5 protein-coding genes and 2 pseudogenes are annotated in these 15,381 nt (G+C 62.1%); 5 read left to right on the top strand and 2 right to left on the bottom strand.

The features are described 5' to 3' along the window. Positions 1-9 precede the first annotated feature (9 nt). The 3 genes and pseudogenes from gap to ACRHIG_RS28765 all read left to right on the top strand — a co-directional run bounded on the left by gap (position 10) and on the right by ACRHIG_RS28765 (position 6,540). Positions 10-1,019: pseudogene (gene gap, locus ACRHIG_RS28775) on the top strand (type I glyceraldehyde-3-phosphate dehydrogenase). A 715-nt stretch (positions 1,020-1,734) separates the two neighbouring features. Continuing rightward, positions 1,735-4,410 (top strand): TonB-dependent receptor, encoded by a 2,676-nt coding sequence (locus tag ACRHIG_RS28770; protein ID WP_489628725.1) that lies wholly within the window; start codon positions 1,735-1,737, stop codon positions 4,408-4,410. A gap of 123 nt (positions 4,411-4,533) precedes the next feature. Continuing rightward, positions 4,534-6,540 carry a S9 family peptidase gene (locus ACRHIG_RS28765; protein ID WP_475416416.1) on the top strand — a complete coding sequence of 669 codons (2,007 nt, stop codon included), beginning with the start codon at positions 4,534-4,536 and terminating at the stop codon, positions 6,538-6,540. Positions 6,541-6,564: 24 nt separating this feature from the next. Here the strand turns inward: ACRHIG_RS28765 and ACRHIG_RS28760 are convergent, their stop codons facing one another. Both ACRHIG_RS28760 and glnE read right to left on the bottom strand, forming a co-directional pair. Continuing rightward, positions 6,565-7,359, bottom strand: coding sequence for a YoaK family protein (locus ACRHIG_RS28760; protein ID WP_489628724.1), 795 nt, complete (start codon positions 7,357-7,359; stop codon positions 6,565-6,567). Positions 7,360-7,372: 13 nt separating this feature from the next. Continuing rightward, the gene (gene glnE / locus ACRHIG_RS28755) at positions 7,373-10,126 is read right to left on the bottom strand and encodes a bifunctional [glutamate--ammonia ligase]-adenylyl-L-tyrosine phosphorylase/[glutamate--ammonia-ligase] adenylyltransferase (protein WP_489628723.1); all 2,754 of its coding nucleotides are present in this window, start codon (positions 10,124-10,126) and stop codon (positions 7,373-7,375) included. A 163-nt stretch (positions 10,127-10,289) separates the two neighbouring features. On the opposite strand from glnE, the pseudogene ACRHIG_RS28750 reads away from it, so the two are divergent. Beyond that, positions 10,290-14,548 (top strand): annotated as a pseudogene (locus tag ACRHIG_RS28750) (YhdP family protein). A 30-nt stretch (positions 14,549-14,578) separates the two neighbouring features. After that, positions 14,579-15,379 (top strand): carbon-nitrogen hydrolase family protein, encoded by an 801-nt coding sequence (locus ACRHIG_RS28745; protein WP_475416412.1) that lies wholly within the window; start codon positions 14,579-14,581, stop codon positions 15,377-15,379. The last annotated feature ends 2 nt before the right edge of the window (positions 15,380-15,381 follow it).

The following is a 15,381-nucleotide window of genomic DNA, read 5'->3' as shown; positions in this document are numbered from 1 at the left end:
GAGCAGAGTATGACGATCAAAGTTGCAATCAATGGCTACGGCCGCATCGGCCGTAATGTGTTGCGCGCTTTCTATGAAGGCGGCAAGAAACAGGATATCCAGATCGTTGCCATCAACGACCTGGGCGATGCCAAATCGAACGCCCACCTGACCCGCTACGATACCGCGCACGGCAAGTTCCCGGGCACGGTCACCGTCGAAGGCGACAACATGATCGTCAATGGCGATCCGATCCGCGTGTTCGCACAGCGCAACCCGGCTGAAATCCCATGGGGCGAGCTGGGCGTGGACGTCGTGCTGGAATGCACGGGCTTCTTCACCACCAAAGAGAAAGCTTCGGCTCACTTGAAGGGCGGCGCGAAAAAGTCATCATTTCGGCCCCAGGCGGCAAGGACGTCGATGCGACCGTCGTGTTCGGCGTGAACCACTCGGTACTGAAATCGACGGACACCGTCATCTCGAACGCTTCGTGCACCACCAACTGCCTGGCACCGCTGGTCAAGCCGCTCAACGACGCCATCGGCATCGAAACGGGCCTGATGACCACCGTGCACGCCTACACCAACGACCAGGTACTGTCCGACGTGATGCATGAAGACCTGCGCCGCGCCCGTTCGGCCACCATGAGCATGATCCCGACCAAGACGGGCGCTGCCGCCGCCGTGGGCCTGGTGCTGCCTGAGCTGAATGGCAAGCTGGACGGCTTCGCCATCCGCGTGCCGACCATCAACGTGTCGCTGGTCGACCTGTCGTTCATCGCCAAGCGCGACACCACCGTGGAAGAAGTCAACGCGCTGATGAAAGCGGCGTCGGAAGGCGCCCTGGAAGGTATCCTGACGTACCAGACCGAACCGCTGGTCTCGATCGACTTCAACCACAACCCGGCGTCGTCGAACTTCGATTCGACCCTGACCAAGGTGTCGGGCCGCCTGGTGAAAGTATCCTCGTGGTACGACAACGAGTGGGGTTTCTCGAACCGCATGCTCGACACCACCGTAGCACTGATGTCGGCCAAGTAATTCATCAAAACACTGCAGTAAGCGCTCTCTGAGGGGCGCCGGGCCGCCCTGTCTGACAGGGCGGTTTTTTTGCGAGCACATTCTGTGCGCGCATTACTGGTGTGTTTCAGTCCCGGCGGCGTGCCATGCGCGACTACCATTAGTTACATTTGTCCGCCATGTGTGCTGGGCAAAAAAACCATCCCATTCTGCCGCAGCATCCTGCTGCCGTGTCCCATCCCGCTTGCTTTACAGAACGGCATTGTCATTCTCAGTTGCAATAAAAACCGCTTGTCTTTAGCCTTACATGATTCTGATAAGAACGTAAACAGCAAACTGGAAACTATTTATACGGTTAAATTTAATTCTAATTTATGGAAATTTTACGAATTTATTATCGTGAAATTTTATATTGATGATTGAATATTCCGTTAAGTCGTTTTATAGCAACATAAACTAACATTTGTAACAAAATGAAAAAACATGCATGCATAATAAAGTTTCATGCAGACAACGCATAACCGCGTGTGGGATACGTATTGCCTGCTTGGAATATGTAACGTCGCTGGCTGCCTGAATCTGAGTTGCAATAACAAAATTGACTATATAAAAAAGCACAAAGGGAAGAGTAATGTTCATCAGAGAAAAAACTAGTGTGGTCTTGGTTCGCTTCGCGCTGGGCGTAATTGCCGGTACCAGTTTGTTGACTCAAGTAACTCATGCGCAGGACGCCAGCATGGGACCTCAGGCGGCGCCGCCGGCGAAGGCTGCGGCCGAGGCCGACGGCAGCGCCGTGCAAAAAGTGTACGTGACCGGCTCGAACGTGCGCCGCATTACGCTGGAATCGGCTTCGCCGGTGCAGATCATCACGCGTGATGAACTGACGCGCGGTGGCGCGACGTCGCTCAATGAAGTGCTGCGCACGATCTCGTCGAACGTCGGCGGTATCGACGAGAACCGCACCAATGGTTTCAGCGCTGGCGCCGCCGGCCTGAACCTGCGAGGTTTCGGCAGCCAGGCCACTCTGACCCTGATCAATGGCCGCCGCCTGGCGCCATACGCGCAGCCTGAATTCCAGACGACGTTTGTCGATTTGAACTCGATTCCCGTGGGCGCCGTGGAACGCATCGAAATCCTGAAAGATGGCGCATCGGCCATTTATGGTTCGGAAGCGATGGCCGGCGTGGTCAACATCATTCTGCGCGACAGCTTCGAAGGTCTGGAAGTGGGCGGCTCGCTGGGCCAGTCCAGCCGCAGCGATGGTGAGCAGAAGCGTGCGACCATCAGCTTTGGTACCGGCAGCCTGGTCAAGGACCATTTCAATGCCTACGCCACCCTGGACGTGCGCCAGCGCGATCCGATGTACCTGCGCAAGCGCGACGGCTACCTGAGCACGCAGGATCTGCGCGCATATGGCTACAAGGACCGCCGTTCGCTGTACACCTACCCAGGCAATATCTACTGGACCGACAAGGCCACCGGCGCGCTGACGTCGCGCACGTTGGACAAGAATTGCCCGGCTGACCGTCTGGTGCCGGCCGACAGCGTACTGGGCGCAGGCGCCCTGGGCAATGCCTGCGTATTCGATGACTTCCAGGACAGCTCCATCAATTCCGCCGGCAAGACCGACCGTTTCGGCATCACCAGCCGCCTGACCTGGCAGCCGACCGCCAGCACCACGGTCTTCAGCGAACTGATGTTCAACCGCAACAAGGCCACCGTTACCGGCCTGCTGCACTGGGTTGCCGGCCAGACTGGCCAAGTGACGCCAGCCTTGCCGATTACGCATCCGCAGTATCCCAAAGAGCTGATTGGCCCGGACGGCAAGACCTTGGCGGGTGGCAACGGCACCGTGCGCGTGCGCGCTTCGCTGCGTGACTTCCCAGGCCAGGGCCAGGACAACACCACCGATTTCGGCCGCTACCTGGTCGGTGTCAAAGGTGATTACAAGAACTGGGACTGGGAAACGGCCCTGTTGCGTACGGATAGTAAAGTGACTTCACGCAATACCAGCGCGATCATGCTGACGCCTTTCGTCAATGCCTACAAGAACGGCACCTTCATCTTCGGCGGCGGTGCGGCCAATCAGGCCCTGTACGATTCGATCACGGCCAATTCGAAAAACATGTTCAAGTCCAGCCTGACGCAAATCGATGGCAAGATTTCCGGTGAATTGTTCAACTTACCTGCTGGCGCCGTCGGCCTGGCGGTCGGTACCGAGTTCCGTCGCGAAAGCCTGAGCACGTCGCCTGATCCGCTTGCCGTGGAAGGCGAGTTCTATCACCAGGCGCAATTGCCGCCAGGCTTTTCGAATGACCGTAACATTTCCTCGATCTATGCGGAATCGACGATTCCCCTGCTGAAATCGCTGGAAGCGCAAGTGGCAGTGCGTCACGACCATTACTCCGACTACGGCAATTCGACCACGCCGAAAGTGGGCTTGAAGTGGAGCGTGACGCCGGCGTTCATGGTGCGCGGCACCTATGCTGAAGGCTTCCGTGCACCGACCCTGGTGGAAAACTCCACCGACGTGCGCAATGCCTTTGTGTCGATTCGCGATCCCTACCGTTGCAACGCTCAATACAAGCTGGGCTGCTCCACTTCCAGCCCGTATCAAAGCGGCGCGAATCCGGAGCTGAAACCGGAAACGGCGAAGAGCTACACCCTGGGCCTGGCCTGGGAACCAAGCTCGTCGTTCCTGGCAACGATCGATCTGTGGCAGATCAAGCGCGTCAACGAAATCGGTACCTATGACCTGGACAAGGTCCTGTCCGATCCTAGCCGCTACGCTGGCGACCCGGCCGTTGCCATCACGCGTGATCCGCTGACCGCCGCCGACAAGCTCGCCGGTGCCACCGCCGGTGAAATCACCAACATCAAGATGTTGCTGACCAACGTGGCCGTGACGCAGATCCGTGGCGTGGACCTGAAGCTGACGGGCCGTATCAACCTGGGTGAGTACGGCAGCTTGCAGCCAACCCTGAACGTCAGCCACATGCAGTCGTTCAAGAACGCGCCGTCGCCAACCGACGACCTGATCGAGTATGCAGGCACCCGTGGCACGCCGTCGGTGCAAGCTACCCTGGGCCTGGCGTGGAAGAAAGCGGCCTACGCCTTGTCGGCAGATACGGTATTTATCAGCAAGATGGCATCGGTTGCCGACCGTACGCAAGATTGCGTACTTGAAACCGAAGGCTTCCCGGAGCTGTGCAAAGGGATTCCATCGTTCACCGTGGTTAATCTGGGCGGCAGCTACAGCGGCTTCAAGAACACCAAGCTGAGCTTTGCCATCCAGAATGCCTTCGACCGCAAACCGCCTTTCCATCCGAACGGCACGGCGAACTACTACTCGTCGCTGCATAGCGCGATGGGCCGTTATTTCCAGATCACGGCTGATTACAGCTTCAAGTAATCGCGCATGATGAAGAAGGCGCCGTGACCGTGAGGTAACGGCGTCTTTTTTTGTCCTGCTGGGCAAGCAGTGCGTGATTGCCTTAAGGAAATTAAAGTCATTGTTTTTATCGAGGAGACTGTCTTGAACCGACGCATCATTCCTGTCGTGCTTAGTACCTTGTTACTCAGTAGCGGCCTGTACAGCGCAAGCGTGCGCGCCGACGAATCCATTCCCATTGCCGAATTTTTCAAGAAAGCGGAGTTCAGCGGCCGCCCCATCCTGTCGCCCGATGGTCAAAGCATGGCGGTGTTGACGCCGCGCAATGGGCGCTTCGTGCTGGCGGTCATCAATCTCGATACCAGGGCTTCGACCGTGGTGGCTTCCGATCCGGACTGGAACGTGGCCAACCCCATTTGGGTCAACAACAAGCGCCTGGTGTTCAGCATCAGCAAAGGCAGCGAAGAAGTACTGGAAAAGCAGACCGGCGGTGGTTTGTTCGCCGTCAACAGCGACGGCAGCGGCTTTCGCAAGCTGGTGATCAGCGTGAAGGAATCGATGAGCTCGGGCATGCCGTACAAGCCCGTGTCCGTGCTGCAGCGTGTGGGCGGCGACAGCAACGACTTGATTGTCGTCAACAACGAGCGGGGCCGCGATGCCGACCTGGGCGCCAGCGACGTGTTCCGCCTCGATACGACGAACGGCCGCATGGCCTTGTTGACCTTTAATAATCCGGGCGCCGTCAGCGGCTGGGTGCTTGACCATAATAATGTGATCCGCGTGGCATCGGCCATGACGGTGGAAGACGGCAGCAAGCGTATCGTGCAAACCGTGTACCTGCGCGATGACGAGAAGGCGCCGTGGAAAGCGATTTACAAGGCGTATCTGGATGAAGGCAAGGAAATGAATCCGCTGGGATTTGATTTTGATAACAAGACCCTGTTCGTGGCCGGACGCTTCAATGGCCGCGACAAGGCCGGCGTGCATATCTGGAACAGCGCCACCAATACGGCGGGAGAGCTGATCGCCGAACATGCGGAAGCCGATATCGCGGGCGGCCTGATCTTTGATGAAGCGCGCAAGAAGGTGGTGGGCGTGGCCGTCAACGGCATGAAGCCGGAAATGTATTATTTTGACGAAGACTATGCGCGCCTGCAGGCTTCGCTCGACGCCAGCCTGCCTGGCGAGCACGTGGAATTCCAGTGGCGCGGCAACCGCGCCGTCGTTGTCACCACCGGCGTCAATAACGTGGGCAAGCTGTATTACTTCGATACCTTGAAGAAGACGCTGGAGCCGCTGTACAGTGTCAAGCCCTCACTGGACGGCAAGAAACTTTCCGAGCAGACGGTTATCCGCTACAAGGCGCGCGATGGCCTGACCATCCCGGCCTACCTGACCTTGCCGGAAGGCCGCACGCCCAAGGCCCTGCCGCTGGTGGCGTATATCCACGGTGGCCCGCATGCGCGCGACAGCTTTGGCTACGATCCGATCACGCAGATGCTCGCTTCACGCGGCTTTGCCGTGATGCAACCGCAATTTCGCATGTCGACCGGCCTGGGGTGGAAGCACCATACGGCGGGCTGGAAGCAATGGGGTCTGGCCATGCAGGATGACATCACGGACGGTATCGAGGAACTGGTCAAGCAGGGCGTGGTCGATCGCAACCGCGTCTGCATCATCGGCGCCAGCTATGGCGGCTATGCCACCATGTACGGCCTGGTGAAGAATCCCGACCTGTACAAATGCGGCATCAACTGGGTGGGCGTGACGGACGTGAAAATGTTGTTTACTGTCAACTGGTCCGATGTCTCCGGTCCTGTGATGGATAACATCGGCACGAAAATGCACGGTGATCCGAAGACCGACGACGTGTATTTCCGGAAGGTATCGGCGATCGATCATGCGGACAAGATCAAGGCGCCCGTGCTGATGGCCTATGGTAGCGAAGATCGCCGCGTGCCCCTGATTCACGGCGAAAAAATGCGCGACCAGTTGCTCAAACAAGGTAATACGGTTGAATGGATGGTGATGACGGGCGAGGGCCATGGCTGGTCCAAGGAAAGCAACAACATCAAGTGGGGAGAAGCCGTGTACAGCTTCATTAACCGCTATATTGGTCCGGCTGCCGGCAACAAGACCGCGCAGCAGTAATTCAGCATAGCAAGGTGATGCCGTTCAGACCTGGTCTGGACGGCATTTTTGTTTCCACAGCCGGCGCCGGTAAAAGCGCCACATGACGCGCAAGTCGCGCAGCACGGGCACGCCCGACAGTAAAGTCAGCACGCCGGCGAGGATGATGGTGGCTGCCGGAAAGCCGATGTGCTTGAAGGCCAGTGCGCCGCTGACGCCGCCGATGAAGAAACAGCTGATCAGCAGGCTGTGCGTCCTCAGCTTGCCCCGGTTGACCTTCACCATCCGGTCCGGCAATTTCCTGCGGTTGTAATACGCCATCTTGCCCAGTTCGATGCCGATGTCGGTCGACAGGCCCGTCACGTGCGTGGTGCGGATGACGGCGCCCGAAATCTTGGTGATGATGGCGTTCTGCAAGCCCATCACAAAGCACAGCAGCAAGATGGTGACGGGACCCAGCACGTCGGGCATGGCCGCGAGGTAGTTGCCCGCCAGGCCGAACAGCAGCAATAGCGCCGCCTCCAGCAGCAGGCTGGCGGCGAACTGGCTGTGCAGCCGGCGCCGCTTGCCCCAGTTCACCATGATGGCCGTGACGGCCGCGCCGCTGACAAAGGCCAGCCAGGCGCCCAGCGCGGCCAGGGCTACCGTGACGTTGCCCAGCGCCAGGTCATCCGCCATGCCCGAGACGATGCCCGTCATGTGCGAGGTATAGCCGCCGATGGCGAGAAAACCGCCCGCGTTCACGGCGCCGGCCACCAGCGCCAGCACGCAGCCCAGCTGCAGATTGGCTTGCGTATCGCGCGCCGATCCGCTCAGGCGGGACAGGTAATGAAGCGGCATGCCCGGGCCGGCCTCAGGCCGCGGCGCCGAAGATGGCTTGCCACAGGCGCATGACATTCTCCGCATGCACGCGCACCCGCTCCGGTTCCACGCGGGCCAGATCCTGCCCTTGCAGGCGCAACTGGTGCTGCAGCTTGCGCAGCGCGCGGTAGGCGTCGGCAACGAGGGTCGCCAGTTGCGCGTCGATCAGTCCCAGCTCGCCGCACAGGCGCAGCAGGGCGATATTGCCCGAGTTGGCCGTCAGCTGCGGATACTGCGCCGCATGCTGCAGCACCAGGTATTGCACCATGAATTCGATGTCGATCATGCCGCCCGGATCCTGCTTCAAGTCAAAGCTGCCGGGGCGGGGCGGATGCGCATCGAGCATTTTCTTGCGCATGGCCACCACTTCGCCCTTGAGCGGGCCGTTTTCCGGGCGCTCCTTGCGCAAGATCGTGTCGCGGATGCGTTCGAAATGCTTGCCGATGCTGACGTCGCCGGCGCAAAAGCGCGCGCGCGTGAGCGCCTGGTGTTCCCACACCCAGGCCGCGCTGCTCTGGTAGCGCTCGAACGCCTGCACGCTGGACACCAGCATGCCCGAGGCGCCGTCGGGGCGCAGGGCGATGTCGATGTCGAACAGGATGCCGGCCGAGGTGTGCGAGGTCATCCAGGTGATGAAACGCTGCGCCAGCTTGGCGTACAGGCCGGGCGCTTCCTGGTCGTCGTCGTCGAACAGGAAGATGACGTCGAGGTCCGAGACATAGCCCAGTTCCTTGCCGCCCAGCTTGCCATATGCGATGACGGCGAATTTCGGCACCTCGCGGTGGCGCGTGGGCAAGGTTTGCCACACGGCTTGCACGGTGGCGGCGACGATGATGTCGGCCAGCTGCGACAGGTAATCGGCCAGTTTTTCCACGCTCAGGTCGCCCGCCAGGTCTTGCGCCAGGCACTGGAACAGCTGCGCGTGGTGCATTTCGCGCAGGATATCCATCTGCCGCTCCGTGTCGCCGGGGGCGTCGTCGAGCTGGCGTTGCAGGTCCAGCGCCAGCGCGGCCGGATCCGGCACCGTGTTGCGGATGCGCTCATCGAGCAACTCGTCGAGCAGGATCGGGTGCTGCGTGAGGAAGGTGGCGGCCCAGCCGCTGGCGCACACCATGCGCACCACACGCTCCAGGGTGTGCGGGTATTCCGTCAGCAGCGACAGATAGGCCGAGCGGCGCGCGATGGCTTCCAGGAAATCGAGCAGCCGGCCCAGGGTGGCCAGCTGGCTGGCGTTGCCGTTGGAAACGGAGCAGTCGGTGATCAGGGGCAGGGCGGAATTGACGAGGGCGACCAGACGCGTGCGGCTTGCCTCGGGCAAGGATTGCAGGCGCGGTGCTTGCCAGGTGGCCAGCAGGCGGCGCGCGCAGGCGGCCGGCTCATGGAAACCGAGGGCGGCAAAGCGCGCCTCGATGGCTTCCTGCTGGTCCGAGGCGGCGCAGTCGTTCGAGGTTTGCGGGTCGATGCCCGTGTCGGCCGGCGGCGTGCCGCTGCTCTTGTCGCTGAACATTTCGTCGAATTGACCGGCGACAAACACGCGGTGCACTTCCAGCCGGGCCAGCAGGGTGGGCGTGTCGGGCAAGCCCATCATCTGCGCCACGGTGAGACGGTCGGCGTCATTCGCGGGCAGGGTGTGTGTCTGTGCATCGTCAAGATACTGCAGCCGGTGTTCGAGGTTGCGTAAGAAAGTGTAGGAACCGAGCAACTGTTCCACGATGGCCGGTTCCAGCAAGCCCTTGTCCGCCACCGTGCGCAGGGTGGCGCGCGTGGAGCGCTCGCGCAGTTCGGCGTCGCGCCCGCCCCGTATCAATTGGAATACTTGCGCGAGGAATTCGATTTCGCGGATGCCGCCACGGCCCAGCTTGACGTTGTTGCTGCGGTCCGGGTGCAGCCGCTCCTGGCGGTTGACTTCGGCGCGGATCTGGCCGTGCATGGTGCGGATGGCGTCGATGACGCCGAAATCGAGGTAGCGGCGAAAGACGAAGGGGCGCACGATGGCGTCGAGCGACGCGATGTCTTCGGACTTGCCCGTCACGGCGCGTGCCTTGACCCAGGCGTAGCGCTCCCATTCGCGGCCCTGCACGATCAGGTATTGTTCCACCATGCTCAGGCTGGCCGCCAGCGGCCCCGAATTGCCATTCGGGCGCAAGGCCATGTCCACGCGGAAAGTAAAACCGTCCTGCGTGATCTCGGCCAGGGCGGCGATCAGTTTCTTGCCCATGCGAATGAAAAACTCGTGATTCGACAGGCTGCGCTGGCCTGGCTGGGTCGCTTGCGTGTCGCCATCTTCCGGATACACAAAGATCAGGTCGATGTCCGACGAGACGTTCAGCTCGCCGCCGCCCTGCTTGCCCATCGCCAGCACCATCAAGGCCTGTTCCTCGCCCGATTCCTCGCCGACGGGCATGCCGTGCAGGGCCACCATCTCGGCCATGATGGCGTCCACATGCGTGCGGATGGCGAAATCGGCAAAGCCCGTCATGGCCGTGACGACTTCGTTCAAGTCCGCCTGGCCGCCCAGATCGCGCACGATCAGGCCGCATACCAGCAGGTTGCGCAGGCGGCGCATGGCCCGCTCGGGCGGCAGCGGCGGCGTGGCGGCGTTCGCCTGCCCGGCCAGCGCGGCGGCAAAGTCGAGCCCGTCCAGCGGCGCGCGCACCAGTTGCGCTACCTGTGCGGCGCGCTCGGGGGCGGCGTCCAGCCAGCGCTGGTAGAAACGGGAGGCGGAAATCAAAGGCTGTGTGCTCATGGTATCGGTTAGGGTCTCGTGGATGCTGCGTGCATGTTCTTGTTTAACTTGGCTGCGAACGGCGGGGGATGCGGTAAAATTGTGCCGCTGGCGCTAAGCCGCCGGCAGTGCGTGCTCTTCCGGACGATGGTAAGGGAGGCTTTGCTCAGACGCAAGCGCAAGGATGCAGGCGCGCACCACGAATGCAGACGATTTTTGCCATTATTTGACGCCGGGCCCGTTTATTAGCTTATTGATGCAAAAACCGCCAGAAGCAAGCGTGACAGAACATGTGCCATTGGCCCTGCGCTGGCAGCGGCTGCGTGCCGCCTATCGCATGGCCAACCTGGCCACCCACCATGTGCTGGGTTTTACCGTCAAACTGGTGCTGCTCGCATATTTTGCCTTCGCCGTGCTGTTTCTGTTCCTGCGCTACGCGATCTTGCCGAATATTGATTACTACAAAGGCGATATCGAGCGGGCGGCCAGCCGCGCGCTGGGCAACCCCGTCAGTATCGCGCGTATTTATGCCTCCTGGCACGGCCTGCGGCCGAATCTCTTCCTCGGCGACGTGACCTTGCGCGACCAGGCGGGCCGCCAGGCGCTGAGCCTGCCGAGCATCTCGGCCACCGTATCGTGGTGGAGCGTGCTCGGTTCCGTGCGCTTCACTACCCTGGAAATCACGCGGCCCGATCTGGACGTGCGGCGCAGCAAGGATGGCAAGCTGTACGTGGCCGGGGTATTGATCGACAGCACGCAAGGCAGCGATGGCAAGGGCGCCGACTGGCTGCTGTCGCAGCATGACGTCATCATCCGCGACGGCAAGGTGCGCTGGACCGATGAAGCGCGCGGCACGCCGGAGCTGGCTTTGTCCCAGGTCAATCTGCTGCTGCGCAACCGCTGGCGCAGTCACCGGCTGGGCTTGCAGGCCACGCCGCCCGCCAGCCTGGCCGCCCCCATCGATGTGCGCGCTCACTTCACGCATCCCCCTTTCAGCACGCGCATCTCCGATGTGTCGATGTGGAAGGGCGAGCTGTATGCGGACCTGAAAAACGCCGATCTGGCCGCCTGGCGCCGCTATCTCGATTACCCGTTCGAGCTGAGCCAGGGCAAGGGCGCCCTGCGCGCCTGGTTGAGCCTGGACCACGCGCGCCTGGCCGGCTTCACGGCCGACGTGGGCTTGACGGATGTGCAGGCGCAGCTGGGCGAGCATATCGCGCCGCTCGACTTGCTGTCGGTCAGCGGACGCATTTCGGCAAAAGAAGAGCTGTCGGCGCAGGTGCCTGACGGTAAGCCGACCTTTGGCGCGAACGGCCATCAGGTGGAATTGACGAACTTCGCGGTGGAAACACGCGACGGCCTCAGCCTGCCGCCCACGACCTTGTCCGAGCGTTTCATCGCTGCCACGAAGCGCAAGCCGGCGCGCACGGAAATCACGGCCAAGTCGCTCGATTTGCAAACCCTGGCCGCGCTGGCCGACAAGCTGCCGCTGGGCGAGCAGCAGCGCCAGCGCCTCGACGCCCTGGCGCCGCGCGGGCGTTTGCAGGATTTTTCGGCGCAATGGGAAGGCGAGATGGCCGCGCCCGCCAGCTACCGTCTGCGCGGCAAACTCATCGACCTTGGCCTGGATGCGCAGCCGGCGCGCCTGGCCGTGGCGAAGACGGCGGGCAGCCCCGCGCAGGCCGCCGCGCCCGCCATTCCCGGCTTCGATAAACTCAGCGGCAGCATCGACGCCAGCGACAAGGGCGGCACCATTGCCATCGACGCGCAGGACCTGGTGCTGCAATTGCCCACGTACTTGAGCGAACCGGCCTTGCCGTTCGAACAATTCGCGATGCAGGCGCGCTGGACGTTTGAAGCGGCCAATATGCTGCAGGTCGAGCTGGACAAGCTGGATTTCAATCAGCAAGGCTTGCGCGTCGCCCTGCAAGGCACGCACCGCCTGCCGCTCGACGGCAAGAACCTGGGGCAGGTCGACTTGACGGGCACGATCGACAATTTCCAGATCAATACCATCGGCCGCTATCTGCCGCTGCAAACGCCCGAGCACCTGCGCCATTGGCTGACGGGCGCGCTGGAAGGCGGCATGGCGCACGATGTCAGCCTGCGTCTGCGCGGTGAGCTCGAACATTTCCCCTTCAAGGCCGACACGCCAGCCCAGCGTAACCGGGGCGACTTCCGCGTAGCCGGCAAGATCGAGAACGGCACCTTGAACTATGCGCCCGGCGAATTTGCGGAAAGCGGTCCGCTGGCGGGCAAGGCGCCCTTGTGGCCGCAGGCGGAAAAGATCAAGGGCAGCTTTGTGTTCGAGCGGGCGCGCATGGAAATTCGCGGCGACACGGCCACTACGGGCGGCGTGGCATTGACGAACGTCAAAGCCGTGATCCCCGACCTGACCGTGTTCGACACCTTGCTCGATATCGACGGCAACGCGGCCGGCCCGATGCAGGAATTCCTCAAGTACGTGACGGCCAGCCCCGTGCTGGGCTGGATCGAGCATTTCACGGATGAAACGACGGCGACGGGCAACGCCAGGCTGGCCCTCAAATTGCATTTGCCGATCGAGCGCATGCTCGAGTCGACCGTGCAGGGCAGCTTGCAGCTGGCGGGTAACGACGTGGTGCTGTTCCACGACATGCCGCCCGTGCTGGGCACGCAGGGCAAGATCGAATTCAACGAAAAGGGCGTCAACCTGAATGGCTTGAACGGCAGCCTGCTGGGCGGGCCGCTGGCCATTTCGGGCGGCACGCAGGCGGACAGTTCCATTCAGGTGAAACTCGCCGGCAACATGACCATCGATGGCTTGCGCAAGACGTATCCGGCGCCCGTGCTGCAGCGCCTGGCGAAACATTTGAACGGCGGCGCGCGCTACAGCGGCCTGATCACGGCGCGCGACCACCAGGTGGTGGTCAATGTGGAGTCGCCCTTGACGGGTCTGGGCCTGGATTTTCCCGCCCCCTGAAAAAACCGGCCGGCGACAGCCTGCCCGTGAAATTCACCCTGACGGGCAATGCGGCCAACGGGGCCGGGCTGCGCACGGACGATATCCGCATCGCGCTCGGCTCCGGCATTGCCGCACGCTACCAGCGCCAGAAGCAGGGCAAGGATGCCTGGCGCCTGGTGCGCGGCGGCATCGGCGTGAACGTGCCGGCGCCGGAACCGGACAGCGGCATGATGCTCAACGTGAATATGAAAACCCTGGACGTGGATAGCTGGATCGCCGCCGGCAGCGAGATCGCCGGCGGCGCCGCGGCGCCAGCCGATGCGGGCGGCAGCGCGGACGACGCGCCCGATATCGCGCAATACGTGGTGCCGGACATGATGGCGGCCCGGGCCAGCGAACTGATGCTGGGCGAGCGCAAGCTGGAAAACGTGGTGGTCGGCGCCACGCACCAGAAGGATGTGTGGCAAGCCAATATTGACGCGAAACAAGTGTCCGGCTATGTGACGTGGCTGGAAACGCCGTCCGGTCTGGGCAAGATGACGGCGCGCCTGTCGTCGCTGATCATTCCGGAGTCGGCCGCCAACGACGTGAAGAATTTGCTGGAAGGGAAAAGCGGCGCCCAGTCGATCCCCTCGCTCGATATCGTTGCCGAGCAATTTGAACTGTTCAACAAGAAGATCGGCCGGCTGGAGTTGCAGGCCTATAACACCATGGCGGCGGGCGGGCGCGAGTGGCGCGTGGGCAAGCTGCAATTGTCGAATCCCGATGGCGCGCTGAGCGGCAGTGGCAAATGGGTCATCAAGGACGGACAAAGCACGACCAGCCTGCGTTTCGGCCTCGATATCGTCGATGCGGGCAAGCTGCTCGACCGCTTCGGCTTTGCCGACACATTGCGTCGCGGCAAGGGGCGCCTGAGCGGCGACATCGCCTGGAACGGCTTGCCGTATTCGCTCGACATTCCCACCCTGTCGGGGCAGATCGAGATGAACGTGGAATCGGGCCAGTTCCTCAAGCAGGATCCGGGCGCGGCCAAGCTGTTGGGCGTACTCAGCCTGCAAGCCTTGCCCCGCTTGCTGAAACTCGATTTCCACGACGTGTTTTCCGAAGGCCTGGCCTTCGACGGCATCACGGCCAACGCCAGCATCAAGCGGGGCGTGGTGACCACCGACAACCTCAAGATGCATGGCGTGGCGGCCACCGTGCTGATGGATGGCACGGCCGATATCGCCAATGAAACGACGAACCTGCACGTGGTGGTGATTCCGGAATTTAACCTGGGCACGGGGCCGCTCGTGTACGCGCTGGCCGTCAATCCCGTCATCGGCCTGGGCAGCTTCCTGGCGCAGCTGTTCCTGCGCGCCCCCGTGATGAAGGCGCTCACTTACCACATGCAGATCGCCGGCCCGTGGAAAGCGCCCGTCGTGACCAAGCTCGATGGTGGTAAATTGGAACCTGTCGCCGCTCCTGCCGCCGCAGCCGTGGAGGCTGGGGCGAAATAGGCGCGGCGTTCGAAAGGATAAGAGGTGGCAATGATGCATACAGTTGCAGCAGTACAAATGATTTCCTCGCCTTGCGTGGAAGACAATCTGGCGACGGCGCACCGCCTGGTGGCGCAGGCCGCCGCCGCTGGCGCGCAGCTGGTGGTGCTGCCCGAATACTGGGCCATCATGGGCAAGCAGGAAACGGACAAGCTGGCTCATGCGGAACAGCCCGGCCACGGGCCGATCCAGGATGGCATGGCGCAGATGGCGCGCCAGCACGGCATCTGGCTGATCGGCGGCACCTTGCCCCTGATCTCCGGCCAGGAGGGCAAGGTCTTGAACACCACGCTGGTGTACGACCCGCAAGGCGAGCCGGCCGGCCGCTACGACAAGATCCACCTGTTCGGTTTTACGCGCGGCGCCGAGTCGTACAACGAATCGCGCACCATCGTGCCCGGTGCGCAGGTGCGCTCGATCGAGACGCCGTTTGGCCGGGTCGGCCTGTCCATCTGCTATGACCTGCGTTTCCCGGAACTGTACCGGGCCATGGGCGATTGCGCGCTGATCGTCGTGCCGGCCGCGTTTACCCACACGACGGGCAGCGCCCACTGGGAAGTGCTGCTGCGCGCGCGTGCCATCGAAAACCAGTGCTATGTGCTGGCCTCGGCGCAGGGCGGCTTGCATCCGAACGGCCGGCGGACCTGGGGCCACAGCATGCTGATCGACCCGTGGGGCGAAGTGATCGCCGTGCTGCCCGAAGGCGAGGGCGTGGTCAGCGGCGAGATCGACCTGGTGTTTTTGGCCGGCGTGCGCGAGTCCTTGCCGGCACTCACTCACCGGACGATGTAAAT

It is taken from the genome of Janthinobacterium sp. C22, assembly GCF_057919405.1.
The sequence above is the reverse complement of the archived record's forward strand: the minus strand, read 5'-3'. Positions and strand labels throughout refer to the sequence as shown.

Excerpts from the sequence above, each read along its gene's own strand:
- ACRHIG_RS28770 (WP_489628725.1), top strand. The coding sequence starts at position 1,735 with ATGGGACCTCAGGCGGCGCCGCCGGCGAAGGCTGCGGCCGAGGCCGAC.
- ACRHIG_RS28760 (WP_489628724.1), bottom strand. The coding sequence starts at position 7,359 with ATGCCGCTTCATTACCTGTCCCGCCTGAGCGGATCGGCGCGCGATACG.
- glnE (WP_489628723.1), bottom strand. The coding sequence starts at position 10,126 with ATGAGCACACAGCCTTTGATTTCCGCCTCCCGTTTCTACCAGCGCTGG.
- ACRHIG_RS28745 (WP_475416412.1), top strand. The coding sequence starts at position 14,579 with ATGATGCATACAGTTGCAGCAGTACAAATGATTTCCTCGCCTTGCGTG.